Source organism: Virgibacillus sp. L01, assembly GCF_052246775.1.
Classification (GTDB): Bacteria; Bacillota; Bacilli; order Bacillales; family Amphibacillaceae; genus Lentibacillus.
In genome coordinates this window covers 757064-776047 of the sequence record NZ_JBQQCP010000001.1, presented here as the reverse complement: position 1 = coordinate 776047, position 18984 = coordinate 757064, and the positions used below count along the sequence as shown (strand labels likewise).

At 41.6% G+C, this 18984-nt stretch carries 24 protein-coding genes; 11 read left to right on the top strand and 13 right to left on the bottom strand.

Translation table 11 applies throughout. From position 1 onward, the window contains the following. Positions 1–451: 451 nt before the first annotated feature. Positions 452–1549 (bottom strand): nuclease-related domain-containing protein, encoded by a 1098-nt coding sequence (locus ACTWQM_RS03535; RefSeq protein ID WP_443256776.1) that lies wholly within the window; start codon positions 1547–1549, stop codon positions 452–454. 505 nt (positions 1550–2054) lie between these two features. On the opposite strand from ACTWQM_RS03535, the gene ACTWQM_RS03530 reads away from it, so the two are divergent. The 6 genes from ACTWQM_RS03530 (at position 2055) to ACTWQM_RS03505 (ending at position 6706) form a co-directional block, all read left to right on the top strand. Continuing rightward, positions 2055–3056 carry a rod shape-determining protein gene (locus ACTWQM_RS03530; protein WP_443256775.1) on the top strand — a complete coding sequence of 334 codons (1002 nt, stop codon included), beginning with the start codon at positions 2055–2057 and terminating at the stop codon, positions 3054–3056. Positions 3057–3113: 57 nt separating this feature from the next. Further along, the gene (locus tag ACTWQM_RS03525) at positions 3114–3917 is read left to right on the top strand and encodes a flagellar hook-basal body protein (protein WP_443256774.1); all 804 of its coding nucleotides are present in this window, start codon (positions 3114–3116) and stop codon (positions 3915–3917) included. 10 nt (positions 3918–3927) lie between these two features. Further along, on the top strand, positions 3928–4758 hold the full coding sequence (locus ACTWQM_RS03520) for a flagellar hook-basal body protein (protein WP_443256773.1): 831 nt from the start codon (positions 3928–3930) through the stop codon (positions 4756–4758). A 30-nt stretch (positions 4759–4788) separates the two neighbouring features. Further along, positions 4789–5142, top strand: coding sequence for a DNA-directed RNA polymerase subunit beta (locus tag ACTWQM_RS03515; RefSeq protein WP_443256772.1), 354 nt, complete (start codon positions 4789–4791; stop codon positions 5140–5142). 84 nt (positions 5143–5226) lie between these two features. After that, the gene (gene fabZ, locus ACTWQM_RS03510) at positions 5227–5646 is read left to right on the top strand and encodes a 3-hydroxyacyl-ACP dehydratase FabZ (protein ID WP_443256771.1); all 420 of its coding nucleotides are present in this window, start codon (positions 5227–5229) and stop codon (positions 5644–5646) included. Between the two features lie 736 nt (positions 5647–6382). Further along, the gene (locus ACTWQM_RS03505; RefSeq protein ID WP_443256770.1) at positions 6383–6706 is read left to right on the top strand and encodes a hypothetical protein; all 324 of its coding nucleotides are present in this window, start codon (positions 6383–6385) and stop codon (positions 6704–6706) included. 50 nt (positions 6707–6756) lie between these two features. Here the strand turns inward: ACTWQM_RS03505 and ACTWQM_RS03500 are convergent, their stop codons facing one another. From ACTWQM_RS03500 to ACTWQM_RS03450, 11 genes are all read right to left on the bottom strand, one after another. After that, positions 6757–7236, bottom strand: coding sequence for a YtxH domain-containing protein (locus ACTWQM_RS03500; protein ID WP_443256769.1), 480 nt, complete (start codon positions 7234–7236; stop codon positions 6757–6759). Between the two features lie 23 nt (positions 7237–7259). Beyond that, entirely contained in the window at positions 7260–7550 is a 291-nt protein-coding gene (locus ACTWQM_RS03495) for a gas vesicle protein (RefSeq protein ID WP_443256768.1), read from the bottom strand. 12 nt (positions 7551–7562) lie between these two features. Then, entirely contained in the window at positions 7563–7853 is a 291-nt protein-coding gene (locus tag ACTWQM_RS03490) for a gas vesicle protein K (RefSeq protein ID WP_443256767.1), read from the bottom strand. Further along, positions 7840–8085: a gas vesicle protein gene (locus ACTWQM_RS03485; protein WP_443256766.1), complete on the bottom strand. Its 246-nt coding sequence runs from the start codon at positions 8083–8085 to the stop codon at positions 7840–7842. The genes ACTWQM_RS03490 and ACTWQM_RS03485 overlap by 14 nt, the downstream gene beginning before the upstream one ends. Beyond that, positions 8082–8891 carry a GvpL/GvpF family gas vesicle protein gene (locus tag ACTWQM_RS03480; RefSeq protein ID WP_443256765.1) on the bottom strand — a complete coding sequence of 270 codons (810 nt, stop codon included), beginning with the start codon at positions 8889–8891 and terminating at the stop codon, positions 8082–8084. The genes ACTWQM_RS03485 and ACTWQM_RS03480 overlap by 4 nt, the downstream gene beginning before the upstream one ends. Beyond that, a complete protein-coding gene (locus tag ACTWQM_RS03475; protein ID WP_443256764.1) occupies positions 8884–9123 on the bottom strand; it encodes a gas vesicle protein GvpG in 240 nt (79 codons plus the stop codon). The genes ACTWQM_RS03480 and ACTWQM_RS03475 overlap by 8 nt, the downstream gene beginning before the upstream one ends. After that, positions 9120–9875 carry a GvpL/GvpF family gas vesicle protein gene (locus ACTWQM_RS03470; protein WP_443256763.1) on the bottom strand — a complete coding sequence of 252 codons (756 nt, stop codon included), beginning with the start codon at positions 9873–9875 and terminating at the stop codon, positions 9120–9122. Before ACTWQM_RS03470 ends, ACTWQM_RS03475 begins: the two co-directional genes overlap by 4 nt. A 50-nt stretch (positions 9876–9925) precedes the next feature. Then, the gene (gvpO, locus tag ACTWQM_RS03465) at positions 9926–10195 is read right to left on the bottom strand and encodes a gas vesicle protein GvpO (RefSeq protein WP_443256762.1); all 270 of its coding nucleotides are present in this window, start codon (positions 10193–10195) and stop codon (positions 9926–9928) included. Between the two features lie 67 nt (positions 10196–10262). Continuing rightward, a complete protein-coding gene (gvpJ, locus tag ACTWQM_RS03460; protein WP_443256761.1) occupies positions 10263–10529 on the bottom strand; it encodes a gas vesicle protein GvpJ in 267 nt (88 codons plus the stop codon). 112 nt (positions 10530–10641) lie between these two features. Then, positions 10642–11121 carry a hypothetical protein gene (locus tag ACTWQM_RS03455; RefSeq protein ID WP_443256760.1) on the bottom strand — a complete coding sequence of 160 codons (480 nt, stop codon included), beginning with the start codon at positions 11119–11121 and terminating at the stop codon, positions 10642–10644. A gap of 249 nt (positions 11122–11370) precedes the next feature. After that, positions 11371–11559 (bottom strand): YjfB family protein, encoded by a 189-nt coding sequence (locus ACTWQM_RS03450; RefSeq protein WP_443256759.1) that lies wholly within the window; start codon positions 11557–11559, stop codon positions 11371–11373. A gap of 117 nt (positions 11560–11676) precedes the next feature. Here ACTWQM_RS03450 and ACTWQM_RS03445 point away from each other — a divergent pair, with 117 nt between their 5' ends. The 5 genes from ACTWQM_RS03445 to ACTWQM_RS03425 all read left to right on the top strand — a co-directional run bounded on the left by ACTWQM_RS03445 (position 11677) and on the right by ACTWQM_RS03425 (position 18515). Continuing rightward, positions 11677–12177 (top strand): competence protein ComK, encoded by a 501-nt coding sequence (locus tag ACTWQM_RS03445; RefSeq protein WP_443256758.1) that lies wholly within the window; start codon positions 11677–11679, stop codon positions 12175–12177. Between the two features lie 464 nt (positions 12178–12641). Next, positions 12642–13496: a TetR/AcrR family transcriptional regulator gene (locus ACTWQM_RS03440; RefSeq protein WP_443256757.1), complete on the top strand. Its 855-nt coding sequence runs from the start codon at positions 12642–12644 to the stop codon at positions 13494–13496. A gap of 24 nt (positions 13497–13520) precedes the next feature. Beyond that, a complete protein-coding gene (locus ACTWQM_RS03435; RefSeq protein WP_443256756.1) occupies positions 13521–14381 on the top strand; it encodes an efflux RND transporter periplasmic adaptor subunit in 861 nt (286 codons plus the stop codon). A gap of 3 nt (positions 14382–14384) precedes the next feature. Next, positions 14385–17444 carry an efflux RND transporter permease subunit gene (locus ACTWQM_RS03430; protein ID WP_443256755.1) on the top strand — a complete coding sequence of 1020 codons (3060 nt, stop codon included), beginning with the start codon at positions 14385–14387 and terminating at the stop codon, positions 17442–17444. Between the two features lie 780 nt (positions 17445–18224). Continuing rightward, a complete protein-coding gene (locus tag ACTWQM_RS03425) occupies positions 18225–18515 on the top strand; it encodes a hypothetical protein (RefSeq protein ID WP_443256754.1) in 291 nt (96 codons plus the stop codon). A gap of 11 nt (positions 18516–18526) precedes the next feature. Here the strand turns inward: ACTWQM_RS03425 and ACTWQM_RS03420 are convergent, their stop codons facing one another. Continuing rightward, entirely contained in the window at positions 18527–18964 is a 438-nt protein-coding gene (locus tag ACTWQM_RS03420) for a threonine/serine exporter family protein (RefSeq protein WP_443257085.1), read from the bottom strand. Positions 18965–18984: the final 20 nt, after the last annotated feature.

Sequence of the window (18984 nt, the reverse complement as noted above, 5' to 3'; positions counted from 1 at the left end):
TCCTAAAGGAGGTGGTGGAGCTACAGCAGCAAGAATACACAGCAACAAGTTTTCCACTTCACAAAAGGACAGATCAGAAACACAGCCGAGTTAAGATAATCGGCTGGGTTTTTGGTGTGTGGTGTGTGCGAATAGCGAGGCAGGTATGGACAGGAAGATATATCAACTTCTGTGGGTGGATATCAACTCGAATAAGGATATATCAACTGTAATTAAGGTATATCGACCTGAAGAGAAGGATATCAACCCTCATTAGGATATATCAACTGCAAAAGCAGGTTATCGACCATAACAGGTAAATATCAACTTTGATGGCGAGATATCAACTGTAATTAAGGTATATCGACCTGAAGAGAAGGATATCAATCCTCATTAGGATATATCAACTGCAAAAGCAGGTTATCGACCATAACAGGTAAATATCAACCTTGATGGCGAGATATCCGCATTTTTACAGTTTATCAAAAGTAAGGGTGCTCAATATTGCTTTTGGTAGGTAAGAAACTTGAGGGAAATTTCCCAATCCAGGGGAAATATATTTTCTTCCTTTGTTTCCCCCAGAGTGCTCTAAGTTCATTCCATTTAATATTAAATACGCCGTCCTTGGCGAACTTACCTGAAGAAGATCACGGCACTGTTTATTTGTAATAGTATCGCCATGTAATAAAAAATGGTCAAGAATAACTCGTTCATGCGCGTTGTAACTAATTGCATTACAGTTCTGGCAGGACCATTTCCCGGGTAGCCGCGTCATGGGAGAGTAGTTACACTGTTCGCAGGGTATTCCTTTAATTAATTGCTGATCATCTATATTGTAATAATCCAGTATGTTTGTACGAAGGGGTTGATCTTCCTGTAGGAGAGTTTTGCTGAGTTTTCGTATGGCCGCAGTCGTCAAAACATCTTTCGTGTGCGTTTCACGTAGCCTGTTCAAATGCTGGTGCAAACTTTCGGTGTGAATAATCTTGTGATAAACTTCTGGGTCCTGATGGATGTTTTCAATAATGGTTGAGGGATATGCGATGACAACAAGTGTCTCTATTGGCACATTATAAATCCCATGTTTCTCCAGCCATTGCTGTAGGTGTGTCTTTTGGGCCTCAGCCTGTAAAATAGGATCTTTGAAGGCATTCACTTCTCCCTTAACCTGCTGTGTCATTTGATTTTGTTTAGAATCATACTTTAAATTGCCTTTATAATTTTTAACTTCAAGAATATAAATGAGTTTTTTTGTCAGTATGAGTGTGTCGATTTGAAAATAAAAAGGGGGATTTGGTAATCGGATACCTTGAAAAATGAAGAAATCTTTTTGCGGGTAGGTGGAGAGCTTGTAGTCCACATTCTTTTCACCATCGAAGCCTGCTTTATCCTTCTTATAAGCAGAAATAATACTATTGTTTCTCGCGTATTTTTCATGAAAACGTCTGAATAATGCTTCGTAAATTAGAAGATCATATATTTTTATTCTGTATTTCATAGTAGTCAGTGAAACCACTCCCTTTCTTGTATTAATAGTAAGTATTCTACAAACTTTAACAATATCCTTCATGAAGTTGTGTCAATTTTGTGAACAATCATTTGTAGAGAGGACTATAATTGGTTATATCAACCGGGAAACCGATATATCAACCTCAGCTCCGGTATATCAACTGGAAAACGAATATATCGACCTCAATCCTGGTTTATCGACCGGGAAACCGATATATCAACCTCAGCTCCTGTATATCAACTGGAAAACGAATATATCGACTTCAATCCTGGTTTATCGACCGGGAAACCGATATATCAACCTCAGCTCCGGTATATCAACTGGAAAACGAATATATAGACCTCAATCCTGGTTTATCGACCGGAAACCGATATATCAGCCCATAAAATCCCCACACCACAAAACATATCTCTTACCCTAACCATCCTATATCAAAACAATTTTCATTACCTTTTTTTCAAAATTTGCAGTTATATGTGGAGTTTTGTGGTAAAATATAAAATTAGTAGCATTGTGTTCTCTTACAGATGTGTGAAAGTAATTGTAGCAGGGAGGATCTAAATTAATGTTTTCTAGGGACATCGGAATCGACCTTGGAACTGCCAATGTGTTGATACATGTAAAAGGTAAAGGAATTGTTTTGGACGAACCATCTGTTGTCGCGATGGATCGTAATACAGGCCGTGTGCTTGAAGTAGGTGAAGCGGCGCGCCGTATGGTTGGGCGTACACCAGGAAATATTGAGGCCATTCGTCCATTAAAAGATGGCGTTATTGCTGACTTTGATGTTACAGAAGCTATGCTAAAGCATTTTATAAATAAAATTAATGTTAGAGGTTTTCTTTCTAAGCCGAGAATGCTAATTTGCTGCCCGACAAATATTACAAAAGTGGAGCAAAAAGCAATTAAAGAAGCGGCTGAGAAATCTGGCGGTAAACGCGTTTATCTTGAGGAAGAGCCGAAAGTTGCAGCGATTGGAGCTGGCATGGAGATCTTCCAGCCGAGCGGAAATATGGTCGTTGATATTGGTGGAGGAACTACAGACGTAGCGGTACTGTCAATGGGTGATATTGTCACAGCTGAGTCAATTAAAATGGCTGGGGATAAGTTTGACACGGAAATTCTTCAATACATAAAAAAAGAATATAAACTGTTAATTGGTGAACGTACGGCAGAAGATATAAAAATTAATGTAGCTACTGTTTTCAAAGGTAGCCGCCATGAGCAGCTGGACATTCGCGGACGTGATATGGTGTCAGGTTTACCACGCACAATTACAGTCTATTCGGATGAAATTGAAGAAGCATTACGTGAGCCTGTCTCACTGATTACGCAAGGTGCTAAACTGGTACTTGAGCGCACACCTCCAGAATTATCAGCGGATATCATCGATCGCGGCGTGATTCTGACAGGTGGCGGAGCGTTAGTCCACGGCATCGATCAGCTGTTGGCCGAAGAACTGAAGGTTCCTGTTTTTATGTCGGAAGAGCCAATGAATTGTGTCGCAAAAGGTACAGGCATTATGTTAGAGAACATCGATAAAATTGAACGGAAAAAGATTGGTTAATTCAGAACGACACTATAAACTTCTTGATCGAATTACCTTTTAAGGGGGTTGAAAATCTTGCTTAGAGGATTTTATACGGCAGCCAGTGGAATGCTTTCACAGCAACGCGCACAGGAAGCCTTATCAAATAATATTGCCAATGCTAATACACCTGGTTACAAGGCGGATCAGCCGACATTACGTGCATTTCCCGAGATGCTGATGCAGCAAATGGGTGGCAAAACTATCCCGACATCGCGTGGGTTAAATTTGCCTGTCCAGGATCCAATCGGGTCCATGAATACAGGGGTATACGTACAGGAGAATGTCCCTAATTACAAGCAAGGTGCTATTCGGGAAACGGGCATTGGAACAGACTTAGCCCTTGTGAATGGACAGCTTCCAGATGAAACAGGGAGTCTGTTTTTCACGGTACAAAATGAGGCTGGCGAACAGCGTTTTACACGGAATGGTAACTTTACGGTTGATGGGGAAGGCTTTCTCACAACAAATCAAGGCTATTACGTATTAGATCAAGCTGGTAATCCGATTCAGACGAATGGGATGGAATTTGATGTGACTGAGAATGGAACACTTCAAGTTAATGGTCAAACGATTCCACTTGGTATTGCGTACACGCCGAACGCGAATGATTTAGCAAAAGAAGGAAATGGGCTTTTTAATGGTGAAGCAGGTGCAGTACCTGATGGCGCAACATTCAATGTTCAGCAAGGTGCTTTAGAACGCTCTAACGTTAATGCGTTACAGTCAATGACTCGCATGATGGAAACGTATCGGTCGTTTGAAATGAACCAGAAAGTATTGAAGGCTTATGATCAAAGTATGGGGAAAGCAGTTAGCGAAATTGGCCGTTTAGGCTAGGAGGGATAGTATGTCACGTACGATGATTCAAGCGGCAGTAACAATGAATCAGCTGCAAAATAAACTCGATTTGATTGGAAATAACATGGCAAACAGCCAGACAACCGGATATAAAACGCGCCAGGCAGACTTTTCCTCGTTGTTATTTCAGCAAATCAACAACATGACAAACCCTGCTAACGCCGAGGGTCGCTTAACCCCTGATGGAGTGCGAGTTGGCTCAGGGGCCAAGCTTGGCTCGGTCAATATTGATTTGGCTCCAGGGTCTATCACCGAGACGGAACGGGCTTTGGACACTGCATTACTCGGAAAAAATCATTTATACCAAATCCAGGTTACCGAAAATGGCAACACAGAAACGCAGTATACACGAGATGGCTCCTTTTATTTAAGCCCGGTTAATAACAATCAGTCCGTTATGCTGACAACAAAAGATGGCAACCCGGTAATAGGCGAGGATGGACCAATTGTTATTGAAGAAGGATTCGATGCGATTAATATCCAGCCTGATGGGCAAATTACTGTTAAACGAGGGAACCAGACGGAAAATACTGGTAATCTAGCAATTGCTGAAGCAGTTCGACCTAGACTGTTGGAAGCTGCAGGTGAAAATGCATTTCGACTGCCAAATCTGGATGAATTAGGATTCAATTTTAATGAAATCATTCAAGCAGTTGCTCCGAATACAGATGTATTGAAAAGTGGAGCTTTAGAACATTCGAATGTAGATATTTCCAAACAAATGACGGACATGATTTCAACACAACGTTCGTATCAGTTTAATTCCAGAACAATTTCAATGAATGATCAGATGATGGGACTTGTCAACCAACTTCGATAAGTAACAAAAGGATGTAAGGGGAAAGAAACCATGCCAACAAAACTAACGGAGAAACCTGTTGAAAAAAAGATCAGAAGTAAGAAGCAGTCTGCTGATCAGGAGAAAGAATTGACCCAGCAGCGTGAAAATGAGAAATCAACAGACAAATCCACACGTAAAGAGCAGAAGAAGAAACAAAAGATAGAGAAACGACAAAACAAGAAGCCACGTCGCCGTATTTTCCCAATATGGGCGCGGATTATTGTTGTGCTCGTCATAGGTGCAGCAGCATTAGCGGCTGGGCTGATGGTTGGTTATGGGATTATCGGAGAGGGAAATCCTAGCGACGCACTGGAAATGGAAACGTGGCAGCACATTATCGATATTGTGAGTAAAAGAGAGTAAGCATATCCACTCGTACTGGATATGCTTATTTTATTTTCGATTTTTGCTATAATGAAGGCAAAAGAATAAAGGAGCGATACAAAAATGGACATCGAACAAATTAAAGAAACAATTCCACACAGGTACCCGTTTTTACTAGTCGATAAAGTAGTCGAAATTGAAGAGGGAAAGCGTGTCACTGCATTAAAAAATGTAACCGCAAATGAACCATTCTTCCAGGGACACTTCCCAAACTATGCTGTTATGCCAGGTGTGTTAATTGTCGAAGCTCTCGCACAAGCCGGGGCAATTGCAGTACTTGGAATGGAAGAAAATAAAGGCAAAATCGGTTTTCTGGCAGGACTGGATAAATGCCGTTTTAAACGACAGGTCAAACCGGGTGACCAGTTGAAACTGGATGTTGAGATTATTCGAGTAAAAGGCCCGATTGGAAAAGGAAAAGCTGTCGCAACAGTAGACGATGAAGTTGCCTGTGAAGCAGAAATTACCTTTGCTATACAATAATTTAAGGATTCTCCACGTGAAGTATGTGGAGAATTTTTTGTTGTTATAAACTAAGTCATAATATTAGAGTGCTATGACATCGCTCCGGACTTCGCTTTCCGCGGGGCTAACGCTTCAGCCTTCTTGGAAGCAGAAACCGCTATTTGAGGTTGATAACCGGCAAATCAAGTCGATACCGCGAATCTGAAGTTGATAACCCACAATTCAGGTCGATACCGCGCAACTGAAGTTGATAACCCACAATTCAGGTCGATATCGCGCACCTGAGGTTGATACCAGCAATTCAAGTTGATATCGCGCACCTAAGGTTAATAACCCGCAATTTAAGTTGATATCGCGCACCTGAGGTTGATAACCCGCAATTCAAGTCGATATCGCACACCTGAGGTTGATAACCCGTAATTTAAGTCGATATCGCGCACCTGAGGTTGATACCCAGCAATTCAAGTTGATATCGCACACCTGAGGTTGATAACCGGCAAATCAAGTCGATATCGCACACCTGAGGTTGATACCCAACAATTCAAGTCGATATCGCTCATCTGAAGTTGATAACCCGTAATTTAAGTCGATATCGCGCATTTAAGGTTGATATCCCGCAATTTGATACTCCACTACCACGCTTAATATCCCCAATCTAATCCCCATACAACATTTTTTTCATAAAAATTGAGTATCACATTATAGTAAGTGGTTAAACTATAAGCGATATGAACAATTCAAGGAGGGAAACAACATGAAAAGGAAATTACTAATTAAATTCGGTGCACCAGTTTTGGCATTATCTCTAGTTGCTGCTTGTGGAACGGATGAGCAGCAAGATCCAGTTGAGGAAGAAGAGGCTCCATTAAACCAAGAGGAAGATAATGGTGATATGAACCAAGACGAGAATAACCAAGATGGTGGTACCAATGGCGGCACCAATGGTGGTACAGACGGCGGGACTAACGGTGGAACAAATGGTGGCGATGATGCTACCGGCGATGAAACAGATACAGATAACAACAATGGAACAAATGGCAATGAAGATACAATGAATAACGATGAAGAAAATAACTAATTGTTCATGACACCATTAAAAATCCCCTTACTTATGAGGGGATTTTAACTTTACTTAGCTGCAGTCTGTTTTTGGCTTTGAGTTGATGAGTTGCTTTTTTTGGCTGTGCCGGAACTTTTATAATTTCCAGAAGCTGTCTTTTTACTGGATGTGGGCTTTTGTTTAGTAGTTTCACTTTCCTGTTTATTATCTCCTTGGGCATCAGCCATCTTTTCAGAATGAAGTTCACCTGGGTGTTGGCTCGTATATTCATCCTTGGATGACGCAGAGTTGTCATTATTCTTATGGCTGAGTTTCTCCTTTACTTGTTTGGAATTGTTTTTAAAGTCATCAAGCTTAGCTTTGGTTTTATCATTGAATTGTCTCGTTTTTTCTTTTCCAGTTTCTACTTTGTTCGTAATGTCGGTGCGTATTTCCTTTCCTGGTTTTGGTGCAAGCAGCAGACTAGCAGTTGCCCCAACTATAGCTCCGGCAACAGTTCCTGTAACTACCTTTTTTTGTTTTACCATATTTTTAGTTTGTTCTGCCATGATAAATTCCTCCTCTGTGTTTTTTATCCTAAGCGATTTTCTAACTCTTCTAATCGCTTCTGCAACGATTCGTTTTCTTCACGCAGTTTGTCCTGTGATGCTTTGGAATTTAGGTAAGGGTCTGTCTCCCACCAGTCCATTCCAATTTCTTTGGCTTTATCGACTGATGCAACAATTAGCCTTATTTTAATTGATAAGAGTTCGATATCTGCAATGCCGACACGAATATCACCTGCAATAACGACACCTTTATCCAAGACCGTTTCGAGAACATCAACAAGGCTGTTCGATTGTGATGATTGTTCAATAGACATAGTTGCCTCCTGTTAAAGTAAGTTTCCTAATGGTCCGAGGTCTATATTTAAGTCTTCGTCATTCAGCTCAAAAGTTTCCTTTAGCTCGTCCATTTTAGTGTCCAGGTTCATAAGTGCTACACCCAGCTTCTCAATCTCTTCTTCAGTTAATGTGCCACCATCAACCCGGCGCAGTGCCTGTCTTTCTACAAGCTGACGCAGAAGTTCAATTACGGTTAGGACAAGCTGGGAAAGACCTTGTTCTGTATTTTGTAAATCAAGGTTAATTCGACTGTTTCTTTCACCTGCTTTAGTTGATGACACAGCTTAGTTCCTCCTTTTCTGCATCAAATTGTTCTGATGTTAGTCCGTCTCTAGTTGAATGCATCAGACTTTCAATAGAAGAAACAAGTACCTTCAATTCAAGATAAACTAAGTCAATTCCAGCAATTGAGATAATAAGATCACCTTTAATCGCGACACCCTTATCTAAAACAGCATCCAAAATATCAACTAGAGCAACGTCCTTATTTTCGTATTCATTTCGTGCAGTCATCGTGCCCCCTCACTTTTTGGTAACGTAACAAAGTGATACGCTGGCCATGGCCCAGTTGCTTCAAGCATCCAGCCCGATTCCTCCCATTTTCTCCGAAGTTCCTTTATATGATCTAAGAAGCTTTCCACTTTGTTCTGCTGAATAAGATAAACACTATTCCAGGCCATTTCCTCATTTCTCCCTGTTACGCTCTTACTCCAGTTTTTCTTAACTTCACTGGAAACACTAAATGCTTCAAGGCTATCGTGCACTAATGTGTAGAATGATTCTTTTTCCTTTTCAAGTTCTTGGTCAACAAGCTGGCTAAGTTTTCGTTTCTCTAAATATTGTCTCCCTGGGGATAACCCGGCAATTTCTTCCTTCTTCTGATCTACAGTTGGATTATGATCAGCTATACCTTCGCGCAGCTTCTCATTGTTACAATATATTTTAAAATTCCATTCCTCCTTGTCAGTAAGTGTCTCAAGCGATTCGATAAGCCTGTCATGATGTGTTGCAATAGTACTTTCCAGGCTATCCAGACTTTTGTAAATGGTCCCAAATTTCATGGGGATAACGGTGCAGTACTCATATAATTTCATAAGGGATTCATGGTGATGGAATGCTTTTTCATGAAGCCAATCTGCCTGTTCTACCTTTTGTTGCAGTACTTCTTGACCAAATTCCTGTTCACATACATCACATACAACAGCATTTATACTGCCCATAGGGATTGGATAAACATCACGCTCTCCGTCAATTCCTTTAAACTTGGGAGGGTTTTGTTTTGTATTTATAAACCCATATACATAGATTAAATCACTCATACCATTGCTCCATTTCACGCTTTTTTGCTATTTCATATCGGTTCATCAGTTCATTTTCCTGTTTCTTGTACGACTCATCATCAATTTCATCCAATTCATACATCATTTCCAGGTGGACGAGCTTTTTTTGAATATGCTCGAGGTCATAAAGTTCCTTATCAACTTCATCCTGTACCTTTTCTCCAACTTTGACTACAAGATTAAAAGGGGAGGTGAACAATTTATGAATCATGATGGTTCCTCAACTTTTAGTTTTATATTGATAAAATTATATGCAGGCCATGGTCCGGTATATTTAAAATCAACTTTATCGTTCCATGCTTCATACACCTCATTAACTTTCTGGTCAAAAAGTGCCTCATTTTTCCGATCAACTAGATATGCCCCATTTAGAAGCATTTTTTCTCCAATTGGTTCGTTTATTTGCTCCGCCTCGGCAATAGGGGTTAATGCATTATGAATATCATTCTCTACTTCTTTTTGCATATTTTTGAAAAAATCCTGTGCCATTTCCCCAAGCTCAATCCGGTCAAAATATCCTGCAGCTTCTGACTTTTCTCTAACGGTTTTCTGCTTTTTCTGTATGCCGGGTTTCTTGTTAATTTCTGATTCAAGCCACTGTTTCTTCCCGATTACCTTCAGTCCAACTTCGATTTTTCCTCTGATTTTGGGAAATAGAGAAATAAGCTGCGGATATAAATTTTTTAGTAAAGCTACAATATCTTCTCTTGATTTGAAAATGTTACCGAAACTGATTGGAACCACAGAATCGACCTTGCCCATAACATCTGTAATGACTTGCTGGTGCATCATCAGATTCTTCTTCTTTGGGTGGTAAATCTGCATTGGCATGTCAGCAACAACCATCACCGCATCCTGATAGGAAATCGTATAGACCTCCCGTTTCACATCCTCAAACTCAATCGGAGCAAGATCTGGCAAATCACCATTCGGTATACTGCAAAATACATAAACACCATCCATCATATAAACCTCCTCTGTCGGATGCTCTTCCTTGGTTCTTTCTTGTCGAGTTAGCCTGTTTCTTCTTCCAGATCACTGCGATAACGTAAACTAATCCGGGAAAACCCGGTAACTTCCAGGTCCGCATCTAAAAATACTTCATACAGTCCGACCATTTGGTCATTTGCATATTTTTTCATATATTGTTTTTCTTCAATCACTTCGACTAAAGCTCTCCATTCTTCTTCGCTTTCTTCCGTTTGTTTTTTGACGGAAATGATTTTATGAGGAGGAGCGATATAATTGTTAAAGAAGTCTGTAACTTTATCCAGGATCTGCACCCTTAATCACCTCGCTGAAAATGGAATAGGAGTCAGGGTTGTGGCACCCTAGCTCCATGAATTTCGATTAAGCACCTTGCTCAACACTTTCACTGCGGGCAGATAGACGATCCGATAAACCATCCTCTTCAACATCATCGCGCAGTAGTCCTACAGCTTCTGCATAGCGTAACCAAGTGTCCACACTTGCAACAACAACTCGTGCCTCGACTGTTATTAATTCAATACCTACAACGGAGACGCGAGCAAAGGCATCAATTACAATACCCTTGTCCAAAATGCGGTCAACGACATCTGCTAAACCTGAGCTTTCTGTGGATTTTTGAATTGCCATATTAAAACTCCTCTCTGTTGTTTAAGAAATATTGGCAGTTGAGAAAGTACTTTTTACTGCATAGGTAAAACTAAACTTTCGCCAATGAACCTTGCGATATAAGCCAAGTTTTCTAAGAATGATGCTTGATATGCTGTGGGCCTTTAATGTTTGTTGAACTTTTTATATTCGTTGAGCTTTTAATAGAACTTACGCCCTTTATATCATTAGCACCAGGGACCAGCTTTTTAGAGTTACTATTTTTCATATCATTCTGAAATTCTTCTCCTGCCTCTTTTATAGTTGCTAGTTTACTTCGTACTTGAAGCAGTCCTTCTTGCGCCTTTTTTTCCATGTTTTTTGCTTTTGAATGAACCATAGATTGCAGACTATCCTGAAATTTATCCTGCATTTTAGAAGTCAGTTCATCTTTCACTTCAGCTTCAGCTTCATCCTTAAGGTCACTTGGACTATCTGCTGTTTTTATAACCTTTGATAGTTGAGGCAACTCCTTTTTAGCTTTTTTTCGGACCTTAGGGATTGCGAGAGAGGAAGCTGCAACGGCCGTTAAACCTGCGGCAATAGCAGTTCCAGTTGGTTTATCTTGATCCATCAAAAACCTCCTTGTGTCCCTTTGGTGTTTAGATACCCATCTTATAAGCAGTGAAACTGAGTAATATATACTATTGGAATAATTTAACGAAGATATTAAAAAGAAATTAATTAAAAATCCGTTAATGATAGGAATTTCAAATAAAATATGACAAACATTACAAAAATATTATTTTTCATATGAAGGGGGGGATTGAATGTATTCTTGGCAAAAAAAAATCCTCCGCTTATGCAGAGGATTTTCAAAAGGCTATGCTTTTACATCGATCGAGCTTCCGAGAGACGGATGGGGTGCTGAAGCTTGAGGCGTTTGCATCATTTCAATTAATTGCTGGCCCTGTTGCTCCATAAGCCCTTTGGCATTTTTCATGACAGCTAAACTTGCATCAGCTCGTACTTGCTTATTTGACGAAACGACAGACATTGCTGCTATATCCATTACACAAGCCTCCTTACGCTTCTATTATCGACAAAAATCGTACAAATTTGAACATCCAATGGATTATCTTGATAAAACATAGTACAATATGCTTATAACTTACCAGGGGGGAAGTTAATGGGGGATGGCATTTCATCATCAGTATACATAATCACGCAGCAAACAAAAGCAATTTTAAAGCATGATTCTTCGTATTACCGGTCACGAATTTTGGAAACACAGCGCGAATCACACTCCATCCATAGACCGGAGCAAATCATAGACCATACATGTTTACTGTACGGTTCAACACTTGAAGGACGACGAGCGGCAGTCAAAGATATTCTTAAGATTAACAGTAAGGTTCCTGTACCGGTGATTCCAGGCAAAGGTGTTTTCATGCTGCCCACATCGTCAACGAAAAATCAGGATTGTGCGTGGCTCTCCTTTTATCAAATCAAAGGTTATGAACAGCGAGATGGCCAAACATATATCGTGTTTAATGATGGTACAGGCCTATATGTCAACACATCAGAAAAGTCATTTGATCTCCAATTCAAACGGACAAGTCAGGTTATTGCCCAGTTGAATCGTTCGATCTTTTTTGGCAAACGTTCTTTACCATGGAACCTTTATTAAACTTCCGCAATCAGGGAGTTTTTTTCTTGCCAAAAAAACCCTGCATCATGTAATATAGAAAAAGTGACTGACCGGTTAGTTCAGTGGCAACCAAAAGCGGAAGCGCCTGTTCAGCGCCGTATGGAGTGGACTGAGCCGCGTGAGATAAAGGATATACGAAGAGCGAAGCTGCCCCACAGGACGTGGGGTAGTTCGACGTTGCCACAGGATGTGGTGGTTTTAGTCGAACATCCTTTATTTCTTATCGTAGACGCGGAGAGGGAAGTCCACTAGGCGCTAGGCGCTGGCCGGTGAAAACGCCACGTCCTGTGGCGTCACCGGCACTAGTACGTCCTGTACGTCGGAGCTGGACGTGGCTGACTCGGAAGTTCAGTTACTTTACAGCATTTATATTTACCATATTTTAGGTAATTCAATATTGAAACCAAACAGCAACTAAAACGTATAACGAAACAGGTGTTTAAATGAATGAGAAAAAAATGAAGCTCATCGAAGCAGGCATGAAGTTATTTGCTGAGAAGGGCTACCATAACACATCAATTCAGGAAATTGCGTCAGAAGCGGGCATCTCCAAAGGTGCCTTTTACTTATATTTTCAGTCAAAACAGGACTTTGTCACAACAGCTTTTCATTTTTATCATGATGAGATTACCGAGCAAATTAAAAAGGTGAGTGAACAAAATCTCGAGCCCCGCAAAAGCCTAGCAAAACAAATCGAAGTCATCATCGCGTACATATACGAGTACAAGGATTTTCTCACGATGCAGTTTCGTGAAAATATTTCGATTGGCAAAGATACAGACACGTTTATCCGCCAAATGAAGATGCAAAATTTTCACTGGTTGAGGCAGAATATAACCAACATTTACGGCGAAAAAGCCGCTCCATATTTAGTTGATGTTGTTATTCAGCTGGATGGGCTGATGAATGGCTACTTTAAGTGGATTGTTATCGACGACATCGCTATTGACCGGGCGACGATAGGTGCATACCTTGTCAGGCGTATCGACGATATAGTGTATGGACTGCTTGACCGTGATGAGATAGCTATAATCACGGAAAAAAATATCGCCGATTTATATCAGGATGGTGAGCAGCAATTGGCTGACCTCAAAGAAAAAGTCCACAAACTGCAGTTGCCTCAGGAAAAAGGGAAGCAACTGATTGATGTAATTGAGATTATTTTAAAAGAAATAAGAAAAGATGAACCGCAATACATGATGATCCAAGGATTGCTTGTCCATTTTCAACGGATACCGGAATTGGAAAAAGAATGTGAAGCAATTGCTCGTGTTTTAGATATTGATTTGCTTGATTAAATTTATAGAAGAGGAGTTACATCAATGCGTAAAATGCTTGTAAGTATGACAGCAATTGCCTTAATTGGTGTTCTTGCTGCATGTAATCAAAATGAAGAATCAGCCGAAGATAAGAAAGAAACAGTTACGCCAGTTGAAACAGTCGAAGTGACAGCTGGTGACATGGTTATTGAAAAATCATTATACGGACGTGCAGCACCGGCAAGTACAACACCAATTATGGTGCAAAATCCTGGAGAAGTTACCGAACTGGAAGTCGAAAATGGTGAAGTGGTTGAAGAGGATGACCTGATTGCAACGATTCAAACAGCAAGAGGAAACCAGAGTATCTATGCTTCCAAGGATGGAGAAATTGCCAATTTAAACGTTGAGGAAGGATCGATGGCATCAAATTCAGAGCCACTCGCAGTAATTGCCGACTTTAACTCTATGAAATTGAACTTTACTGTAACAGCCGAAACATTGGATCTTTTTGAAAAAGAAGACACATTCACCGCATTAATTGACGAGACCGAATACGAGGCAGAAATTACGTCGATTGCCTCAATGCCTGATGATACTGGCCTATATCCAGTAGAAGCAACGATTGAAAATAAAGATGACGCTGTTTTAGCTGGAATGATCACTATCATGAAGGTTCCAGAAAACAGGGTGAAAGATACCGTTATCGTACCAACTTCAGCGATTGTCGATGAAAGTGGCGAAACGTTCGTTTATGTTATAGAAGATGAAAAAGCCACTAAAAAAGCAGTGACCATCAAAGAATCCCAATCCGATGAAACAGCGATTGAGGGTGAGGTGAACGACGGTGCTCAGGTTGTCACGAATGGACAGCTGACACTTACGGACGAAAGCAAAGTCAACGTCGTGAAAGAAGGGGAATAAATCTTGAAACTAGTAAATACATCCGTGAAACGTCCTGTTGGCGTCATTATGATTGTCCTAGCGATAATTGCGCTAGGCGTTGTTTCAGTCCGCAGCTTGACGGTTGATCTTTTTCCGAAAATCGATCTGCCAGTCGCTGTAGTGGCAACAAGTTATGGTGATGCAGCTCCACAGGAAGTAGAAAATTTAATTAGTCGACCGATTGAATCATCCGTAAGTTCTGTGGAAGGAATCCAAACGGTGCAATCACAGTCCCAATCAGGATCATCACTCGTCATAATGATGTTCAATAATGGGGTTGATCTCGATCAGGCCTTGCTCGACGTACGGGAAAAAGTAGATCAGGTCAAAGGAATGCTGCCAGATGGAGCGGGTGATCCGAGCGTCATGCGATTCAGCCCGGATCAGCTACCTGTTATGTGGGTTGGTCTGACTGGCGATGACGCTGCTACCCTAACGCAAATTGCTGAAGATGAAGTTGTGCCATTCTTTGAACGTCAAGGCGGCGTGGCATCCGTAACCGTCGAAGGGGCAAAAGAACGGGAAATTCAGCTCTTACTTGACCAGGCAAAATTACAGCAGTACGGCATATCCGTGCAAATGATCACACAGGCGCTGAATAGTTCCAATCAATCGGCATCAGTCGGCACGGTTGAAAAAGGAAATCAGGATTTGCAACTCCGTGTAACAGGGGAATTTGAGTCAGTTGAAGAAATTAAACAAACATTTGTTCAAACTCCATCTGGAGCAAAAGTCTATATCGATGACGTCGCCAATGTGAAGGACACATATAAAAAATCATCGACAGAAACACTTGTAAACGGTGAACCGTCTGTCGTGCTTTCCGTTATGAAAAAAACAGACGGCAACACGGTAGAGGTCGCAACAAACATTAAAGAAAGTATGGAAGAAATTAAAGGTGAACTCCCTTCCGATGCCAACTTGGGTGTAATTATTGATACATCCGAGTTCATCGAAATGTCGATCAGTTCCGTTGTCAAGAACATCCTGATCGGTGGCGCTATATCAATCTTTATCCTGTTATTATTCTTAAGAAGTGTTCGAGCGACAATTGTTATCGGGCTATCGATACCAATTGCGATTATCTCAACATTTACTTTAATGTATTTCACCGGTGAAACGCTGAACGTTCTAACGCTCGGAGGTCTAGCACTCGGGCTCGGTATGATGGTCGACAGCTCGATCGTTATTTTGGAAAATATCTATTCATACCGGAAAAGAGGATATTCCTTATTTGAGTCAGCAACAAAAGGTGCATCAGAGCTTGCACCAGCCGTTATTGCTTCAACGACAACAACATTAGTCGTATTTTTACCGATTATTTATGTTGAAGGTATCGCATCCGACATGTTCACGCCACTCGCATTAGCAGTATCATTCTCGCTAATCGCATCACTCGTTGTGGCAGTAACATTAGTGCCAATGCTTTCATCAAAATTACTATCGAAGGCGATGGAAGACAATGGACGCCGCTACTGGTTTGATCGCTTCCTGGACCGTGTCAACAATGGCTACCGCAGCGTACTTAGATGGGTACTGAAACACCGTAAGACAACCGTGTTCGGCACCATCATCGCGATTGCAGGAAGCCTGGCGCTGACACCATTAATCGGAGCGGAATTCATTCCATCCTCTGATCAGGGGCAAATGGAAATCCGGGTTGAGGCAGCACCAGGAAGTTCATTGGAGCATACACAAGGAATCGTCGACCAAATCAATGAACAGCTAACTGAATATGATGATGTTATTGAAACGAACTATGTCAGCGTTGGAGGCGGTGGCTTTGGTGCAATGGCTGCAAGCGGAAACCAGGCAACATTTACAATACAGCTGGTACCTTCAACCGACCGAACGAGATCAACAACAGATATCGTTCAGGAAATTGATGAAGACGTACAATCAATTCCAGGTGCCGAAATTACCGTGAACTCTACTGGAAGCGGAATGGGTACAGGAGACCCAATACAAATTCAGTTAAACGGACCTGAACATGAAGTATTACGTGAATTATCCAGTCGTGTAGTTGATGAAATTTCAACGGTCGATGGCGTATACAATCCGACATCAGCAGCCGGAGATGGCGTACCACAAATGACCATCGAAGTTGATGAGGAAAAAGCTGCAGAATATGGTTTGAACCAGCAGCAAATCATAAGCCAAATTCAGCTGCAATTCACCGGCCAAATCGCATCAAAATATCGCGAAGATGGCAATGAAATGAATGTCAAGCTGATGTTCCCAGAGGACGAACGCAGCACGATAAATGATTTGCAGGATATGAAAATACAATCACAATCAGGCACCTCGGTTCCATTGGATTCCGTCGTGGCATTTAAACAAGTGCAAGGTCCTGTAACATTACTGCGAGAAAATCAACAACCGCAAATGAATGTAACAAGCGAAATTGTTGATCGAGATCTTGGCAGCATCACAACAGATGTCAAAGCAGAATTAGAAGCAATCAATCTGCCTGAAGGTTACAGCTATGAAATCGGCGGCCAGGCACAGGATATGGCAAAATCATTCACAGACCTGTCGATAGCACTGATCTTCTCGATATTCCTAGTATACGCGGTCATGGCAGTACAATTTGAAAACTTCCTGTTCCCATTGATTATCATGTTCTCCATGCCAGCAACCGTTGTCGGGGTCATGATAGGATTATTCATAACCGGACTGCCATTAAGCATTCCAGCGTTTATCGGTATAATCATGCTCGCCGGTATCGTAGTTAACAACTCAATTGTGCTCGTTGACTACATTAATATACTGCGGCGAAAAGGAATAGACCGATACGAAGCAATCCTGCAAGCAGGACCAAGCAGATTACGCCCAATCCTGATGACAACCTTAACAACCGTACTGGCAATGGTACCATTAGCACTCGCATTAGGCGAAGGTGCAGAAATGCAGCAGCCACTAGCCGTCACAATCATATTCGGACTCGGGATCTCCAGCATCTTCACACTACTGCTGATCCCAGTCGTCTATACATTGTTCGACGATTTAACCGCAAAAATAGTACGGCGGAAAAGTAAATAAACTTTAGTGCGAGCTCCCTGCCGCGGCGGGGAGTTTTTTTGCGTGTGCGGTTGAGGGGGAGTCGCGCGCAGGGGGGTGAGGTCATGCGATGGTGGGGTGATTCGCGCGGTAGGGAGGTGAACTCGCGCGACAAGGAGGTCAACTCGCGCGATAGAGAGCCAAACTCGCGCGACAGGGAGTCAAACTTGCGCGACAGGGAGTCAAACTCGCGCGACAGGGAGCCAAACTCGCGCGACAGGGGAGCCGACTCGCGCGACAAGGAGTCAGACTCGCGCGAAAGGGGAGCAAACTCGCGCGACAGCCATCAAAACTCGCGCAATAGCATTCGACAAACACCGGAAGTGACAGATGCCCCCCCACAAAATAGGAGGATTTTCTGCTGTGGCAGAAAATCAACATCTTAAAGACCTAAATTTTTCGCACATTTTGTTCGAAAACTGAATAAACGCATGTGAATACTGAATAACAATTAACGAATACTGAATCTGCAGTCACGAAAACTGAATAAACACCAAAATGACCCAAAACAGACTGAATAATCCGCACGAATACTGAATCACCCGCATCCAGCAACCCGCACCCCGCGCAACCCAACAACCAGCCCACCCATAAATAACGAAAGCTTTTCTGCATCTGCAGAAAAGCCTCTACCTGTTAACTACGCCTACGTTGTGTAGCTTAAGATATATAACACAAATAGATAGCAATATACAAAATAAGTGTGTTTGTCCCACGCAATATGCTACTATTGAATGAGATATTTATTTAGGAGGCAACATTATGTCGTTATCTCGTATTATGAAATGGGTAACTGGGGGCTGTGAAGCATTCCTTGGAATTCCATTCATTGGCGGTGCATTTGTACTTAGCTCAGGTTGGGGTGCCTTGTTCGTCATGTTCATCCTGCACCTGGTTACCCTGCTCGTCGCACACAATGAAAAAGGTAGCAAGGCCGGGAGCATTATTGGAATGGTCACATCCGCTGTTGGTGTTATCCCGATAATTGGAATGATCATGCACATCATAACCGCAATCGTTCTATTAATTGATGCAGGTTTTAACAAGAAATAATTCGACAGGTGTTATGCACCTGCCGAATTTATTTTTTTAATCAACTGATTCGCTACTTCTGAAAACATCAATCCGATAGCAATTGCTCCTGCCAGCAGCATGACTTTAGCCGATAGCTGTACTGCGGTAAAATAATCATTTTCCACAAAATGGCGCATCGCATCATATGCAACGCCACCTGGAACAAGCGGAATGATCCCGGATACATTGAAAACAATCACCGGCTTTTTAAATATTTTTGAACTAATCTGACTCAGTACAGCGACAAGCATCGCACCAAAAACAGTTGCTGGCACAACATCCATCTCACCCAGGACAAGAACGTAATATAAAATCCAGCCGAGCATACCAATAAGACCACATTGAATAAGGTCCCTCCGCGGTGCATTAAACAACACCCCAAACCCAGCTGCAGCTATAAAACTAGTTATAAGTTGAGTAACGATCATCACGGTAAAAAACCACCTTT